The sequence below is a fragment of the Nitratireductor sp. XY-223 genome, assembly GCF_004959855.1.
GTDB lineage: Bacteria > Pseudomonadota > Alphaproteobacteria > Rhizobiales > Rhizobiaceae > Hoeflea_A.
Genome location: NZ_SPNT01000005.1, coordinates 293,468 through 308,426, shown reverse-complemented (window position 1 = coordinate 308,426; position 14,959 = coordinate 293,468). Strand labels below are relative to the sequence as shown.

Sequence of the window (14,959 nt, the reverse complement as noted above, 5' to 3'; positions counted from 1 at the left end):
AAGGGATGCAGGGCGATTACCTGCAATCGCCCGGCATTTCAAGATGCAAATTCAGCCAAATTGCCCGGCGGCGGGAAAATTGCCCGAATGGCCGGTTTGCGCCGTTGCGCTCATCAGGTCCTCGAGCGCCTTCCTGTATTCCCGGTCCAGTTGCGCGACATAGTCGGCCACCGGGCGGACTTCCTTGACCGCGCCGATGCCCTGGCCCGAGCCCCAGATGTCTTTCCAGGCCTTGGCGCCGGTCTGCTTCTCGTCGAAATTCATCTTCGACGGGTCGGCCTCGGGCAGGTTTTCCGGGTCCATGCCGGCCTTGGCGATCGACGGCTTGAGATAGTTGCCGTGGATGCCGGTGAAGAAGTTCGAATAGACGATGTCGGCCGCCGCGCTGTCGACGATCATCTTCTTGTAGTCATCGACGGCGCGCGCCTCGTTGGTGGCGATGAAGGGCGTGCCGATATAGGCAAGGTCGGCGCCCATCGCCTGCGCCGCCAGCACCGAGCGGCCGTTGGCGATGGCCCCGGAGAGCGCAATCGGCCCGTCGAACCACTCGCGGATCTCCTGCACCAGAGCGAAGGGCGAAAGTGGCCCGGCATGGCCGCCGGCGCCGGCCGCCACCGCGATCAGCCCGTCGGCGCCCTTGTTGATCGCCGATTTTGCGTGCCGGTTGTTGATGATGTCGTGCAAGACGATGCCGCCATAGGAATGGATCGCCTCATTGACCTCCGGCACCGCGCCGAGCGACGAGATGACGATCGGCACCTTGTACTTCTCGCACATCTTCAGATCGTGCTCGAGCCGCGAATTGGAGCGGTGGACGATCTGGTTGACGGCGAAGGGCGCGGCCGGCCGGTCCGGGTTCTGCGCATTGTAGCTGGCCAGCTCCTCGGTCATCTCGGCAAGCCACTCGTCGAGCTGCGCCTCGGGCCGGGCGTTGAGTGCCGGGAAGGCGCCGACGATCCCGGCCTTGCACTGCTCCAGCACCAGCGGCGGATGCGAGATGATAAACAGCGGGGAGCCGATGACCGGCAGTCGAAGATTGTCCTTCAAGATCGCGGGAAGCGTCATGGAGCGATGGTCCTGTTCATTGACGTTTACGGAAACGTAAGCACGGGGTAGCAGACCTTGCGCGGCCTGAAAAGTCCAAATTCCGCACGGCCCGGGAAATGGCATGTGAATGCCGGCGGCCGCCGGTCCGGGGCGGGTTTGTAATTGCCGCCGCAACTGTTATGAGAGATTCGGGGACAGGACCACAGCCGATGACCGACCGCGGAAGCCGATCGCGCCGACCGCCGGACCGGCCGGCTGACTGGAGTAGCGCGTGAAGGCATTTGAGACGGCGATCCGCAAGGCGCTGCTGAAGATTGACGGCTCCAATCCGAAGCTGCGCGAACGGGTTTACCAGTCGGCCCGCGACGCCTTGACCAACAGTCAGGCCAAGCAGGGGATTTGGGGCAGCGACGCTGCAGCGGCGCAGAACCGTCGCCTGCAGGACCTGATCGCCTCCATTGAGGCCGAATATATCGCGCCGCCGGCGCCCGAACCGAAGCCGCGGCCGGCCAGACAGAGGCCGCCGGCTCCCGAGCAACCGGCCGTGGAACCCGCCGCACCACCACCGCCGCCGCCTCCGCCATCACCGCCGCGCCCCGCGCAACCGGCCAAGCGCCCGCCAAAGGAGCGGATCCGCTGGTCCGAACCCGAGCCTGAGGTCGGCGCCAACCTCGATATCGAGAGCATCGGCCCCGTCGACGCGCCGCCCCCCAAAAAGAAAAAACGCCGGTCCGGGAAACGTGCCAAGGCTTCGGTGCCCGACATAGATCTCCTCGGCGAGAAGATCGGCGCGGAAGGCCGGTCCGGCAAGCCGAAGCGCCGCCGCCGGCCGGTGTTTTCCCTGATCCTGGTGAGTGCGCTGGCGATCGCCTTTCTCGGCATCGGCATCCTCTGGGCGGTTTACAACGGCATCTTCCTGAGCGCCGAACAGCGCGACACCAGCATTCCCAATCCGCCGGCGACGATCGACGGCGGCGATTTCGCCGGCAATCCGGTGACCGACGGCACGTTCTCCGGCGACTGGATCGAGGTTTTCACGCCCGACGACATGTCGCGGGTCTCGCGTCGCGGAAACGTGCAGGCGGCGCTGGTCGAAAGCAACGACGCCCAGGCGCTGCAGGTCGTTTCATCGGATCCCGGCACCGACGGCGAAATCCTGTTCGAATTAAACCCGAGCGTCCTGCGGAACCTTTCCGGTGGCAAATCGCTGGTGGCGATGACGCTGCGCTCGAGCGCCGAGGAGCCGACCCAGGTCTACGTCAAGTGCCAACTGCCCGGCGACGGCAATTGCGGGCGCCACCGTTTCGACGTGAACTACGAGGCCGGCGACATCGTTTTCAGCGTCGACCTGACCGGCGCGGCGGCTGACGGTGCGCCCGGTTACCTGGCGCTCAACAGCGACGTTAGCGGCGCAGGGCGCGGCGTCGACATCTACGCCATCCGCATGCGCCCGCAGTGACAGGGCCGTCAGTCGGTCAGAAATTCCGGTCCGAAGCCGAGGATCCTGTCATCGATCTCGCCGATCGCGCCCCTGTCGCGACCGTCATAGGGCAGCGTTGAAAGAATGTGCCGCAAAAGGTTAAGGCGCGCGCGCCGCTTGTCGTTGGCGCGCACCACCGCCCACGGCGCATGGTTCGAGTGTGTGTGCTCCAGCATCATGTTGCGCATCTTTGTGTAGTCGTCCCACTTGTTGAGGCTGGCAATGTCCATCGGCGACAGTTTCCAGACCTTGAGCGGATTGTGGCGCCGGTCATGGAACCGCTCGAGCTGCATTTCACGGCCGATATTCAGCCAGAACTTGAAAAGGTGGATGCCGTCATGCACCGGCATGCGCTCGAAATCCGGTGTCTCGGCGAGGAACCGCCGGTGCTCGTTTTCACTGCAAAATCCCATCACCGGCTCGACCCCGGCCCGATTGTACCAGGACCGGTCGAAGAGGACGAATTCGCCGGTCGTCGGGAAATGGTCGACATAGCGCTGGTAGTACCACTGGCCGCGCTCGCGCTCGGTCGGCTTGGGAAGCGCCACGATGCGCGCTGTGCGCGGGTTCATATAGGCCCGGGTGACGCCGATCGAGCCGCCTTTGCCGGCCGCGTCGCGGCCCTCGAAAACCACGATCACCCGCTCGCCGGATTCCTTCAGCCAGGACTGCACCTTGACGAGTTCAAGCTGCAGCGCCTCGAGCTGGTCCTGGTAGTCGTCCTTGTCGAGCTTGTCGTCATAGGGATAGTTTTCCGATCCGAGCGCCTTCTTTTTCACCCAGCCCGGAAGGTCGGTATCGTCGATGTCGAAACGTCGTTTCCTGCCGTCGATAACGAGGTCCACGGCCCGGTCGCCCGCTTTGTTTCCCATGATGCATTTCCCCGTTTGTTTCCGGTTTGATATATCCGTGATGGGGCCGCGGTGCGCAACCGCGTTATCCACCTTGGCAGTCATGCATTTGTCACCGGGTTTGTGTAGTGCCGACACGCTTCTTTGGCATTGTTCCAATCCGATCCCCAATTCGGCAGGAAGGTGATAGAAGGCGAAGTGGCGCTTTTGCAAACGACGAAGATATTTGGAGCAGACACGTCGGCAGGCATGCAGGAACAGGTCCAGAGAATAGTACAGCGTCTCTATGATGCCCGCTTTATCCTTGCGGTCGCCGCCGTTCTGGCGCTGCTTGCCTCGCTGTTCACGCCGGTCGCGCTTTGGCAGGCGCTTCTCGGGCTCGCCCTTGTGTTTGTTGCGGCCGGCATGCCGACGCGCTCGCGCGCCGCGCGCAAGCGCGAGAGGATGCTGCGTCAGGAGGGGCGCGCGCCGCTGGAATCGATTGTCTTCACCACCTGCGAGGCGCTGGACGATCCGGCGATTATCCTGGCGCCCGGCGGCACGTTGAAATACCTGAACCGCGCGGCGGTGCAGCAGTTCGGCCCGATGAAGGAAGGCGCCCACCTGTCGTCGCTCCTGCGCTCGCCGGCGATCCTGAACATGGTGCGCAAGGCGATGGCGTCGGGCGGCACCAATTCCATCGAACATGTCGAGAAAGTGCCGTCCGAGCGCTGGTTTCGCGTGCGCATTGCGCCGATGGCCGAGATCGCCGACATGCGCGGCGGCAGCGAACTCTACATGCTCACATTCCGCGACCAGAGCGAGTCGCGCCGCATGGACCGCATGCGTTCCGATTTCATCGCCAATGCCAGCCACGAGCTGCGCACGCCCCTGGCTTCGCTTTCCGGCTTTGTCGAGACCATGCGCGGGCCGGCCAAGGACGATCCGGAAGCGCGCGACCGGTTTTTGAAGATCATGTTCGAACAGGCCGGCCGCATGACCCGGCTTGTCGACGACCTTTTGTCCCTGTCGCGCCTTGAACTCAAGGCGCACATGGTGCCGACCGACGAGGTCGACCTGGTGCCGCTGATCGACCACATCTCGGATTCGCTCAGGCCGCTGGCGGAGGATCTGGGCGTAGCGATCCGGGTGCACGCGCCGAAAGAGCCGCTGATCGTGACCGGCGATCGCGACGAACTCATCCAGGTCTTCGAAAATCTCATCGAAAATGCCTGCAAATACGGCCAGAGCGGCAAGTGGATCGACGTGACCATGACGCCTGCCGATGCCGCCGGCAAGGGCGTTGAAGTCAGTATCAAGGACTATGGCCCGGGCATACCGCGCGAGCATGTGCCGCGGCTCACGGAACGGTTTTACCGGGTCAGCGTCGAAGCGAGCCGGTCGAAAAAGGGAACCGGTCTCGGGCTTGCCATCGTCAAGCATATCCTGACCCGCCACCGTGCCAGGCTGGTGGTTCATTCGACCGTCGGCGAGGGATCGGAATTCATTGTCAAATTCAACGTTTCAGGCCGATGAACCGGATTTAAGACGATTATATTATATAATAAAAACAATATTATAGCATGTCACAAACTTGTAATGGTTCTGTCATAAAACTGCGTTGAGCCGGCTGGTAAAAGTCGGGTGCCGGTAGACCTACGGGCTGCGTCATTTTGGACGCATCAACAGACCCTACTGAGGGGAGAGGATTTTATGAAAACCCTTAAAGTAACCGCTGCCGTCCTGGTGGCTTCGGCCGCCTTCACGGGCGCTGCCGCGGCCCGCGACCAGATCAAGATCGTCGGCTCTTCGACTGTATTTCCGTACACGCAGGCTGTTTCGGAAGAATATTCAAACAAGACGGGCAACGCTGCTCCGGTTGTCGAATCGACCGGAACCGGTGGCGGTTTCAAAGTGTTCTGCGGCGGCATCGGTCCGGCCCATGCCGATATCACCGGTGCCTCGCGTGCCATCAAGGACTCGGAAAAGAAGCTCTGCGCCGACAATGGCGTTGACAACATCACCGAGGCCCTGATCGGTTATGACGGCCTGTCCATCGCTGTGTCGCGCAGCAATGACACCGACTGGGACCTGACCGAAGAGCAGATCTTCAGGGCTCTTGCTGCCGAGCTTCCGGATGGCAACGGCGGCTTCGTCGCCAACCCGAACCAGAAATGGTCGGACGTCGACGCTTCCCTGCCGGACGCGCCGATCGTCGCCTTCGGTCCTCCCCCGACCTCCGGCACGCGCGACGCTTTCGTCGAGCTTGCCATGCACGACGGCTGCAACGCACTTGCCGGCATGAAGGACCTGAAGAAGGCCGACAAGGCTACTTGGAAGGAAAAGTGCTCGCGCATGCGTCAGGACGGTCCGTTCATCGAAGCCGGCGAGAACGACAACCTGATCGTTCAGCGTCTCGAGGCCGATCCGAATGCCATCGGCATCTTCGGCTATTCCTTCCTTTACGAGAACGCCGACAAGCTCAAGGGCGTCAAAATCAACGGCGTCGCACCTGATTTCGACACGATCGCCGACGGTTCCTATCCGGTTTCGCGGCCGCTGTTCTTCTATGTCAAGAACGCTCACCGCGAAGTCATCCCGGGCATGAAGGACTTCATCGTCGAGTACATGTCCGAGGACGCTCTCGGGCCGGACGGCTACCTCGCCGAGCGCGGCCTGACGCCGCTCGACGACACGGCCCGCAAGCAGGTCCAGGACAATGTCCTGAACGCTTCGAAACTGTCCATGTAAGCCTTGCAGCAATTGCCCCGGCCCTCGGCCGGGGCAATTTACGGGTGAGGGGGCGACATGATCGCGTATTTGGTTCTCTTTCTAGTGATCGCGGCGGTCATCGCCTATTTCGTCGCATCGCGGCGGGCCGTCGCCGTTGCGGGAGACGACACCCGCGGCCTGCATTCCCGGCCGATCTACCACGGTCTCAACGCCCTCGTTTACACGGCCGTCCCGGCATTTATCTTCATTCTCCTCTGGCTTCTGTTCGAAGGCTCGGTCATCGACATGATGCTGATGAGCGCCTATCCCGGTGCCGACGCGATGACCGGCTCCGAGCGCGACCTTCTGATCAGCGAGATCAGGCAGGTGGCCGTCGGCAACATTTTCCGCGAGCCGACCCCGGAGATCACGGCGGCGGTCGAGCAAATCAGGTCGCTGAACGCGACGGCCAATATACTGCTCGGGGCTGCGGTGGTGATTATCGCGCTGGCCGGCGCCGCGCTGGCGGTCACCTCGGTTTCGAAACGCTTTTTGGCACGCCACAGCTTCGAGCGTTCGGTGACGATCTTCATGATCTTCGCATCGACGGTCGCCATCCTGACGACGATCGGCATCGTCGCCTCGCTTCTCTACGAGGCGTTTCAGTTCTTCCAGCGGGTTCCGGTCACCGATTTCCTGTTCGGTCTGCGCTGGGAGCCGCAGATTCCGCTGCGCGAGGACCAGATCGCCGGTCAGGGCGCATTCGGGGCGATCCCTGTTTTCGTCGGCACCATCCTTGTCGCCGCCCTGGCCATGGCCGTCGCAGTGCCGGTCGGCATTCTGTCGGCGATCTATCTCACCGAATACGCTTCGCCGCGCTTCCGTGCCGTCGTCAAGCCGATGCTGGAGATCCTGGCCGGCATTCCGACCGTGGTTTACGGCTTCTTCGCCGTGCTGACCGTCGCGCCGGCGCTGCGCCAAGCGGGCCTCAGCCTCGGCCTCGATGTGGCGCCCAACAGCGCGATCGCCGCCGGCGGCGTCATGGGCATCATGCTGATACCGTTCATTTCGTCCCTGTCGGACGACGCCTTCGCCGCCGTCCCGCAGGCGATCCGTGACGGTTCGCTCGCCGTCGGCGCCACCAAGGGCGAAACCATCCGCAAGGTTCTGCTGCCGGCTGCGCTTCCGGGCATCGTCGGCGGCGTTCTCCTGGCATTGAGCCGCGCCATCGGCGAGACGATGATCGTCGTCATGGCGGCGGGCCTGATCGCCAAGATGACGGTCAATCCGCTCGACTCGGTGACCACGGTGACCGTCCAGATCGTCACCCTGCTCATCGGCGACTCGGAATTCGACAATCCGAAGACGCTTGCCGCATTTGCGCTCGGTCTGATGCTCTTCATCATCACTTTGTTCCTGAACCTGATCGCGCTGCGTGTCGTTCGCAAGTACCGGGAGAAGTACTAATGTCCAACGCGGCTGAGACACCGACCATTCCGCGCCCGGCGTGGAAATCTCCCGAAATGGCGGCACGCCGCCGCAAGCGCTACGCCGCCGATCGCCGGCTGCAGCGCTGCGGCATGGCCGCGATCGTATTCGCCCTCGGCTTTCTCGTGCTTTTGGTCGCGTCGCTGCTCTACACCGGTGCGTCGGCCTTCATCCAGACCAAGGCACGCGTGACCATCGACCTGACGTCCGCGGATGTTTCTGCCGACGATCTCATGGGCGCGCCCTGGCGCCGCATCGTGCGGGGCTCGCTGTTGGCTCTGGAGCCGACGGAAATCCCGCGTTCCGACCGGCGGGCCTATTTCCGGATGTTCACGTCGTCCGCGCCGTTCCTGGTCCGCGATCACGTGATCGCCAATCCGGACCTGATCGGCAAGACTTTCCAGTTCGAGGTACCGTTCTCCGATCCGCTCGACCAGTTCGCCAAGGGGCAGATATCGCGCGACACGCCCGAAGACCGCCGCCGCGTCAGCAACCAGCAGATCGGCTGGTTCGACAACCTTCAGGCGTCGGGCATCGTGTCAAAGCCGTTCAACTGGGGCCTGATCTTCAATTCCGATTCCCGGTTCCCGGAACTCGCCGGCCTGGCCGGTGCGATCTCGGGGTCTTTCTGGACGCTGCTCGTCTGCTTCCTGATCAGCTTTCCGGTGGGGATCGCGGCCGCGATCTATCTCGAGGAGTTCGCGCCGAAGAACCGCCTGACTGACCTCATCGAGATCAACATCAACAATCTCGCCGCGGTTCCCTCCGTGGTCTTCGGTCTCCTTGGCCTGGCGGTCTTCCTCGGCTGGTTCGGCCTGCCGCGTTCGGCGCCGCTGGTCGGCGGCATGGTGCTGTCCCTCATGACCCTGCCGACGATGATCATCGTCACCCGCGCGGCGCTGCGCTCGGTTCCCTCGTCGATCCGCGAGGCGGCGCTCGGCATCGGCGCATCGCGGCACGAGGCGATCCTGCACCACATGCTGCCGCTGTCCATGCCGACGATCCTGACCGGCACGATCATCGGCCTTGCCCAGGCGCTTGGCGAAACGGCGCCGCTGCTGCTGATCGGCATGAATGCCTTTATCACCAGCCCGCCGGAGGGTGTGTTTTCCGCCTCCACCGCGCTGCCGACACAGATTTACATCTGGGCGGACAGTCCCGAGCGCGGCTTTGTCTCGCGCACGTCCGCCGCCATTCTCGTGCTGCTCGGCTTTCTGGTTCTCATGAACGGGCTTGCCGTGTTCCTGAGAAACCGGTTCGAGCGCCGTTGGTAGCGGCGGGTCGCTTGCGTAATGTTTGAATGCCGCGGTTGCGTGCGTCCGTTATGGGTGCAAAAACCGGATATACGGGGTCTTGAGGATGAACATGATGTCTGAAGCAGCGGTTGAAGAAGCGGTTGGCGCCAACGTGGATACACAGCCGTCGATCAAGATGCAGGGCCGCATGGTCTGCGTCTATTATGGCGACTCGCAGGCCCTCTACGACGTGAACCTGGACATTCGCAAGAACCAGGTCACAGCGCTCATCGGGCCGTCCGGCTGCGGCAAATCCACTTTCCTGCGCTGTCTCAACCGGATGAACGACACCATAGACGGGTGCCGGGTCGAGGGCAGCATCACGCTTGACGGCGCCGACGTTTACGACGCATCGGTCGATGTGGTCGAACTGCGCGCCAGCGTCGGCATGGTGTTCCAGAAACCCAACCCTTTTCCGAAGTCGATCTATGAGAACATTGCCTACGGTCCGCGCATCCACGGCTTGGCCAGCAGCAAGGCCGACTACGACGAAATCGTCGAGACGAGCCTGCGCAAGGCCGGCCTTTTCGAGGAGGTCAAGGACCGCCTCAACGCGCCCGGAACCGGCCTCTCGGGCGGCCAGCAGCAGCGCCTGTGCATTGCCCGCGCCATCGCGGTCAGTCCCGAGGTGATCCTCATGGATGAGCCCTGTTCGGCGCTCGACCCCATCGCCACCGCCAAGGTGGAGGAACTGATCGACGAGCTGCGCGAGAATTTCACGATCGTCATCGTCACCCACTCCATGCAACAGGCGGCGCGTGTTTCGCAGCGCACGGCCATGTTCCATCTCGGCAGTCTTGTCGAGGAGGGGGACACGGACAAGATGTTCACCAATCCGGATGATCAGCGCACCCAGGATTACATCACCGGCCGTTTTGGCTGAGGCGCAACATACAGGAACGATCATGACCGACGAATCCAACCAGGCTCCTCTCGCCGCGCATATCGTCACGTCCTACGACGAGGATCTTCAGTATCTTGTCCGCCGCATCGCCGAAATGGGCGGCGTTGCCGAGCGGATGCTGGAGGAGGCCGTCGTGTCGCTGGTGAACGCCGATGCGGCTCTGTCCCAGAAGGTGATTTCGGACGACCTGCTCCTCGACGAGGCCGAGCGGCAGATCGGCGAAAAAGCTGTGCTGATCATTGCCAAGCGGCAGCCGATGGCGGCCGACCTTCGCGACGTGATCGGCGCCATCCGCATCGCCGCCGACCTGGAACGGGTCGGCGATATGGCGAAGAATATCGCCAAGCGCGTTCTTGCCGTTCAGGGCATGTCCCAGCCGAAAAAACTGGTTCGCGGCATCGACCATCTGGCAGAGCTGGCCCTTACGCAGCTCAAGGAGGTGCTCGACGCCTATTCCCAGCGCTCCGCTGAACTGGCCAATTCCATTCGCGATCGCGACGATGAGATCGATGCGATCTACACCTCCCTGTTCCGCGAGCTGCTGACCTATATGATGGAAGATCCGCGCAACATCACCGCGTGTACGCATCTGCTGTTCTGCGCCAAGAACATCGAGCGTATTGGCGACCACGCCACCAACATTGCTGAAGTGGTCTATTACATCGCGACAGGCGATCAGCTCTCAACGGACCGGCCGAAGGATGACGAGACGGCGACCGTGGGAGCCGAGGAGTAAGGTGAGCGTCAATGATTTGGCTGCCACTGGAGAATTGATATGGGGATAGCACCGCACATTACCGTCGTTGAGGACGAAGAGGCGCTGAGCGTCCTGCTGCGTTACAATCTCGAGGCCGAGGGCTACGAGGTTGAAACCGTGCTGCGTGGCGATGAGGCCGAGATCAAGCTCCAGGAACGGGTGCCGGACCTCTTGATCCTCGACTGGATGCTGCCCGGCCTGTCCGGCATCGAATTGTGCCGCCGGCTGCGGGTGCGGCCGGAGACCGAACGGCTTCCGATCATTCTTTTGACGGCGCGCGGCGAGGAGAGCGAACGGGTGCGCGGCCTGTCGACCGGCGCCGACGACTACGTCGTCAAGCCGTTCTCGACGCCGGAACTGATGGCACGGGTGCGCGCGCTTTTGCGCCGTGTAAATCCGGAATCGATTTCAACGGTCCTTAAGAGCGGTGATATCGAGCTCGACCGGGAGACCCATCGCGTGTACCGGCGCGGCCGCGAGATCAAGCTCGGGCCGACGGAATTCCGGCTGCTCGAATTCTTCATGACGTCGCCGACCCGCGTGTTCTCGCGCTCGCAGCTCCTCGACGGTGTCTGGGGTCACGACATCTACGTGGACGAGCGCACGGTGGACGTGCATGTCGGACGGCTGAGAAAGGCGCTCAATCTCTCCAACATGCGCGACGTCATCCGCACGGTGCGCGGCGCTGGCTATTCGCTCGAAAACTGATCGTCGCGCCGCGCGTCCAGGAATTTTCTGATTTCGCCGAGTTTCGGAACGATCTCGCCGACGAATTCGGGTGAATAGTGGGCGGCAAGGTCGACCATGTCCGGGCCCATGCGCGCGATGGCGTCCTCGCGGAAAGCGCGTCCGCTCTCGGTCAGCCACACGCACTTGCTGCGGCCGTCCTGCGGGTTGGGCCGCATTTCGATGAGGCGGTGCTTTTCGAGCACCGACAGCGTGTGGGTCATCGTGGTCTTCGGCACCTGGAAGGCGTTTGCGATCTGCAAGGGGGTCTGTCCGTCCCGGACCCTGATCAGGTGGTTGAGCACCGAAAAATGCGAGACGAGGAAACCCTTCGGCAGCCGCGCCTCGAAAAGGGCACGGCTGAGTTGGGCGATAATGCCGACTTCGTTGAACAGGCTGAAATAGAGCGAAAGCGTTTTGCTATCCATCGATTATCCGGGTCTCCAGCGGCCATCGGGGAGAGGGTTGGACGGCCGGTCCGAATCCGAGCCTACCAAGCATCTGCACGGTATGGCCAGTGTCCGCAAGCAGCCTGTGCGCCTCGTCGTAATGCGGCTTCATCTCGGCAAACTCCTGCAGCGCCTGGCTGACCGGGTGAAGCGACAGGCCCAGCGCCGTCGTCGTCAGGTTCAGCCGCAGCCATCGGCGTCCGGCGTCGATCTGGTCGGCGCGGCTGTTGCCCGGCGTGGTGACGACCGCGTAGGCCGGCGTGGCGTGCAGCATTTCCCGGTAAATCCGCACGCCTTCCTTGAAACCTGCGGATTCCGGGTCGCTCTGCGCCTCTCGGCTGAGGACACCGGCCAACATGAGCGCTTCGAGGAAAGGTCCACCGAGATCGATGCCGTCCGGATTGGCGTTGATTTCGGATTTGCCGAAACGCATCAGGTCGACGCTCTCCTGCATCGTGCGCGGTGTGAACGCCTCGGTTTCCCATGCCTTCCAGGTCAGGTCGCGGATCGCCGCAACCTCCTGCGGATCGGTCCTTATGTCGGCAAGCGGTTTCAGCCTTGCGACCAGGTCGGCCGGCACCTGTTGGTCGCTGTAGGGCTCCTTGCAGGACCGGCGTTCGAGAGCATGCGCAAAGAGCGGATCGGCGTCTGCGCCTTCGCGGAAGCGGGCGACGGCGACCGGGCCGTCTTCGCCGTCCGGAAAGACGTCCAGGTCGACGGCATGTCCGGTCTGCGACGCGGCAATCGCCATGAGTTCGAGGAAGCAGCCGAGACCGATGGTCAACTGCCGCGAATGGGGATCGGTCTCGGGAAGGTCGCGGGCCATGTCGCGGTGCAGGATCACCGTATCCGCGCCTTTGAGCTCGACCAGCCAGGGCTGGCGGTTATGCGGATTCGGCGCGAGGATCGCGTAGGACAGGGCGTGCCGGCGCGGCTCGATCGGCTCCCCCGCCATGGACCAGGGCGCCAGCGCCCGCCCCGGGCGCCGGGTTGCCGCGAAAAGGCCCGTTGCGGCGGTCGCCGCGAGAATGGTGCCGCCGCCCATGATCGCCAGTGCCTTGCGTCTGCTGATGGACATGTCAATCTCCTTTAGTTCGATTTCGTACTATATAATACGATATCGAACTAAATTCAAGGCAGGGGAAGGCAGGACCGCGTATTCAGCTTGTGCGAAAGCGCATGCGCACCAGAAATCCGCCCTGCAGAGGCGCGGCCAGCTCCAACTGTCCACCGAAGAGCTCCGCGATCTCCTTGGCGACGGCAAGCCCGAGGCCGCTGCCCTCGGAGCCGCCGGAGCCGCGCTGGAACCGGCTGAGCACATTCTTCAGTTGCTTCGGATCGACACCGGTGCCGCTGTCCTCGACCTCAATGGTGACCCCGCCATTTTCCCGGCGAACCCTAATGGTGATCTCGATGGGGCGGCCGCCATGGACGATGGCGTTGTCGATGACATTGCGCATCATTTCACGCGTCAGCACCTCGTCACCGGCGATTTCCAGCCGCTCGGGACCCTCATAGCCGAGATCGATATCCGCCGGCAGGTTGCCGGAAATCAGGTCCTCGCAGATGTCCCGGCTGATCGTCGCGATGTCGCACCGGTGGCGGGCGAGATCGTCCCGGGCTGTCGAATCGACCCGCGCGAGCACCAGCAATTGCGACAGCACGCGCTCGGCCTCGCCGATTGCGTTGTCCGTTTCCTTCAGCGCCTTTTCGCGGTCGGCCTCGGTTTTTGCGCGGCTGGCAAGCTCAAGCTGGGTGCGCATGACGGTGAGCGGCGTGCGCAATTGATGGCTCGCATTCGAAGTGAAGTTGCGCAGTGCCGATATGGACGAACCGAAGCGTTTGACGAGATCGTTGATGGTCGCGACGAGGCCACTCACCTCGCCGGGAACGCGGTGCTCGATGGGTCTCAGGTCGTTTGGGCTGCGTCGCCCGACCGCTTCCTGCAGGCGGTAGAGCGGCCGCAGCGAGCGCGTTACCGCAAACCAGACGACAAGCGCCGCCGTGAAGATGAGCAGGCCCTGCCGCAGCGCCGATCGTAGCAGGATGTCGCGGGCCATCTTGGCGCGCGCGTTGGTCGTCTCGGCAATGATCACCCGATAGGCGAGGGATACGGTGTCGGAGGCGGCCGCGTCGTTCAGCACAGCCATGCGAATGGGAACATCGCGAAAGCGCGCATCCGCGAAGCGCAGGTTCCGTTCGCTCCTGTCGAACGCATCCGGGACGGCGAGCTGCCGGTAGCCGGTGATGAATTCCGAACCGCCGCCCTCGATGCGGTAGAAGACGCGGTCCTCCTCGGAAGAGGTGAGCATCTCCAGCGCGACATAAGGCATGTCCACTTCGAGAAGCCCGTCGTCGTTGACGAAGATCCGCTCGGCGATGGCCAGGGCCGATCCCGCCAGGACGCGGTCGGCGATCTCGTCGGCGGTCTCGCGTGCCGACCGGTAGGAATCGAACAGTGCCAGCAGGCCGATCACGACAAGCGGCACAAGCAGCCACAGCAAAAGGCGCGTGCGCAGGGAGTAGGACGGCCGGGATGCGTGCTCTGTCACTTCTCGTCCGCCGTCCGCAGATAATAGCCGAGACCGCGCGCCGCCTTGATCGACACGCCGTGATCGGACAGTCGCCGCCGCAGCCGGCTGACATATTGCTCGATGGCATTCTCGCTGATGTCCTCCTCGAAACTGCTGAGCGACTCGATCAGCTGCCCCTTGCTCAGGATCCGCCCATTGGCCAGAAGCAGTGCGCGCAGCACGCCGGTCTCCCGCGCCGGTATTTCGAGGGCCGTGTCGCCGGCAAACACCTGTCCGCTCCTGAGATCGAAGGTGATCAATCCGGCCTCGATCAGTGAGGTGCGCACCGCCGTGGAGCGCCGGATCAGGGCCCGGACGCGCGCCTCCAGCTCGCCCCATTCGAACGGCTTGGTCAGATAGTCGTCGGCACCGAGATCAAGGCCGCGGATGCGGTCTTCGAGCCCGTCGCGCGCGGTCAGTATAAGGACGGGAACCGCAATCCGGTCCGATCGCATCTCGCGCAGCACTTCGAGCCCGTCCATCTGCGGCAGGCTGAGGTCCAGAACGACGAGATCGTAGTCGAGCGCCCGCGCCGCCGACAGCGCTGAATCGCCGTCGACAACGCAGTCGACCGCATAGCCGCTCTCCGACAGCAGGGTCTTCAACCCTTCGGCAAGCTTGCGATTGTCCTCCACGATCAGGATGCGCATGGTTCCTCCGCGACCAGAGGTTAGATACTCAATTGCCTCTTGTGAATG

General features: G+C 63.1%; 14 protein-coding genes. 8 read left to right on the top strand and 6 right to left on the bottom strand.

Features of this window, described 5'->3' with window-relative positions; translation table 11 throughout:
• Window positions 1-51: 51 nt before the first annotated feature.
• Window positions 52-1,065 carry a nitronate monooxygenase family protein gene (locus E4M07_RS18720; protein ID WP_136659901.1) on the bottom strand — a complete coding sequence of 338 codons (1,014 nt, stop codon included), beginning with the start codon at window positions 1,063-1,065 and terminating at the stop codon, window positions 52-54.
• 253 nt (window positions 1,066-1,318) lie between these two features.
• Between E4M07_RS18720 and E4M07_RS18715 the strand changes: the two genes are divergently transcribed.
• Complete coding sequence (locus tag E4M07_RS18715; RefSeq protein WP_136659900.1) at window positions 1,319-2,506, top strand: hypothetical protein; 1,188 nt, start codon at window positions 1,319-1,321, stop codon at window positions 2,504-2,506.
• 8 nt (window positions 2,507-2,514) lie between these two features.
• Here the strand turns inward: E4M07_RS18715 and ppk2 are convergent, their stop codons facing one another.
• Entirely contained in the window at window positions 2,515-3,399 is an 885-nt protein-coding gene (gene ppk2 / locus E4M07_RS18710; protein ID WP_136659899.1) for a polyphosphate kinase 2, read from the bottom strand.
• A gap of 228 nt (window positions 3,400-3,627) precedes the next feature.
• On the opposite strand from ppk2, the gene phoR reads away from it, so the two are divergent.
• The 7 genes from phoR to phoB all read left to right on the top strand — a co-directional run bounded on the left by phoR (window position 3,628) and on the right by phoB (window position 11,221).
• Window positions 3,628-4,893: a phosphate regulon sensor histidine kinase PhoR gene (gene phoR, locus E4M07_RS18705; RefSeq protein ID WP_136659898.1), complete on the top strand. Its 1,266-nt coding sequence runs from the start codon at window positions 3,628-3,630 to the stop codon at window positions 4,891-4,893.
• A gap of 177 nt (window positions 4,894-5,070) precedes the next feature.
• Entirely contained in the window at window positions 5,071-6,108 is a 1,038-nt protein-coding gene (locus tag E4M07_RS18700; protein ID WP_136659897.1) for a PstS family phosphate ABC transporter substrate-binding protein, read from the top strand.
• A 57-nt stretch (window positions 6,109-6,165) separates the two neighbouring features.
• Window positions 6,166-7,536, top strand: a complete 1,371-nt coding sequence (pstC, locus tag E4M07_RS18695) for a phosphate ABC transporter permease subunit PstC (RefSeq protein WP_136659896.1) — start codon at window positions 6,166-6,168, stop codon at window positions 7,534-7,536.
• On the top strand, window positions 7,536-8,831 hold the full coding sequence (gene pstA / locus E4M07_RS18690; protein ID WP_136659895.1) for a phosphate ABC transporter permease PstA: 1,296 nt from the start codon (window positions 7,536-7,538) through the stop codon (window positions 8,829-8,831). Before pstC ends, pstA begins: the two co-directional genes overlap by 1 nt.
• 85 nt (window positions 8,832-8,916) lie before the next feature.
• Window positions 8,917-9,735, top strand: a complete 819-nt coding sequence (gene pstB, locus E4M07_RS18685) for a phosphate ABC transporter ATP-binding protein PstB (RefSeq protein WP_136659894.1) — start codon at window positions 8,917-8,919, stop codon at window positions 9,733-9,735.
• A gap of 22 nt (window positions 9,736-9,757) precedes the next feature.
• Complete coding sequence (gene phoU, locus E4M07_RS18680) at window positions 9,758-10,492, top strand: phosphate signaling complex protein PhoU (protein WP_136659893.1); 735 nt, start codon at window positions 9,758-9,760, stop codon at window positions 10,490-10,492.
• A gap of 45 nt (window positions 10,493-10,537) precedes the next feature.
• The gene (phoB, locus tag E4M07_RS18675) at window positions 10,538-11,221 is read left to right on the top strand and encodes a phosphate regulon transcriptional regulator PhoB (RefSeq protein WP_136660011.1); all 684 of its coding nucleotides are present in this window, start codon (window positions 10,538-10,540) and stop codon (window positions 11,219-11,221) included.
• Here the strand turns inward: phoB and E4M07_RS18670 are convergent.
• The 4 genes from E4M07_RS18670 to E4M07_RS18655 all read right to left on the bottom strand — a co-directional run bounded on the left by E4M07_RS18670 (window position 11,203) and on the right by E4M07_RS18655 (window position 14,911).
• Entirely contained in the window at window positions 11,203-11,667 is a 465-nt protein-coding gene (locus tag E4M07_RS18670; RefSeq protein WP_136659892.1) for a MarR family transcriptional regulator, read from the bottom strand. The genes phoB and E4M07_RS18670 overlap by 19 nt on opposite strands.
• Window positions 11,660-12,766: a twin-arginine translocation pathway signal protein gene (locus E4M07_RS18665; protein WP_246660502.1), complete on the bottom strand. Its 1,107-nt coding sequence runs from the start codon at window positions 12,764-12,766 to the stop codon at window positions 11,660-11,662. The genes E4M07_RS18670 and E4M07_RS18665 overlap by 8 nt, the downstream gene beginning before the upstream one ends.
• 82 nt (window positions 12,767-12,848) lie before the next feature.
• On the bottom strand, window positions 12,849-14,240 hold the full coding sequence (locus E4M07_RS18660; protein WP_136659891.1) for a sensor histidine kinase: 1,392 nt from the start codon (window positions 14,238-14,240) through the stop codon (window positions 12,849-12,851).
• The gene (locus tag E4M07_RS18655; protein ID WP_136659890.1) at window positions 14,237-14,911 is read right to left on the bottom strand and encodes a response regulator transcription factor; all 675 of its coding nucleotides are present in this window, start codon (window positions 14,909-14,911) and stop codon (window positions 14,237-14,239) included. The genes E4M07_RS18660 and E4M07_RS18655 overlap by 4 nt, the downstream gene beginning before the upstream one ends.
• Window positions 14,912-14,959: the final 48 nt, after the last annotated feature.

What these genes read in the sequence shown, in the direction of transcription:
- ppk2 (WP_136659899.1), bottom strand. Translation starts at nt 3,399, where the DNA reads ATGGGAAACAAAGCGGGCGACCGGGCCGTGGACCTCGTTATCGACGGC.
- pstA (WP_136659895.1), top strand. Translation starts at nt 7,536, where the DNA reads ATGTCCAACGCGGCTGAGACACCGACCATTCCGCGCCCGGCGTGGAAA.
- E4M07_RS18670 (WP_136659892.1), bottom strand. Translation starts at nt 11,667, where the DNA reads ATGGATAGCAAAACGCTTTCGCTCTATTTCAGCCTGTTCAACGAAGTC.
- E4M07_RS18665 (WP_246660502.1), bottom strand. Translation starts at nt 12,766, where the DNA reads ATGTCCATCAGCAGACGCAAGGCACTGGCGATCATGGGCGGCGGCACC.
- phoU (WP_136659893.1), top strand. Translation starts at nt 9,758, where the DNA reads ATGACCGACGAATCCAACCAGGCTCCTCTCGCCGCGCATATCGTCACG.
- pstC (WP_136659896.1), top strand. Translation starts at nt 6,166, where the DNA reads ATGATCGCGTATTTGGTTCTCTTTCTAGTGATCGCGGCGGTCATCGCC.
- E4M07_RS18700 (WP_136659897.1), top strand. Translation starts at nt 5,071, where the DNA reads ATGAAAACCCTTAAAGTAACCGCTGCCGTCCTGGTGGCTTCGGCCGCC.
- phoR (WP_136659898.1), top strand. Translation starts at nt 3,628, where the DNA reads ATGCAGGAACAGGTCCAGAGAATAGTACAGCGTCTCTATGATGCCCGC.
- E4M07_RS18655 (WP_136659890.1), bottom strand. Translation starts at nt 14,911, where the DNA reads ATGCGCATCCTGATCGTGGAGGACAATCGCAAGCTTGCCGAAGGGTTG.
- E4M07_RS18720 (WP_136659901.1), bottom strand. Translation starts at nt 1,065, where the DNA reads ATGACGCTTCCCGCGATCTTGAAGGACAATCTTCGACTGCCGGTCATC.
- pstB (WP_136659894.1), top strand. Translation starts at nt 8,917, where the DNA reads ATGAACATGATGTCTGAAGCAGCGGTTGAAGAAGCGGTTGGCGCCAAC.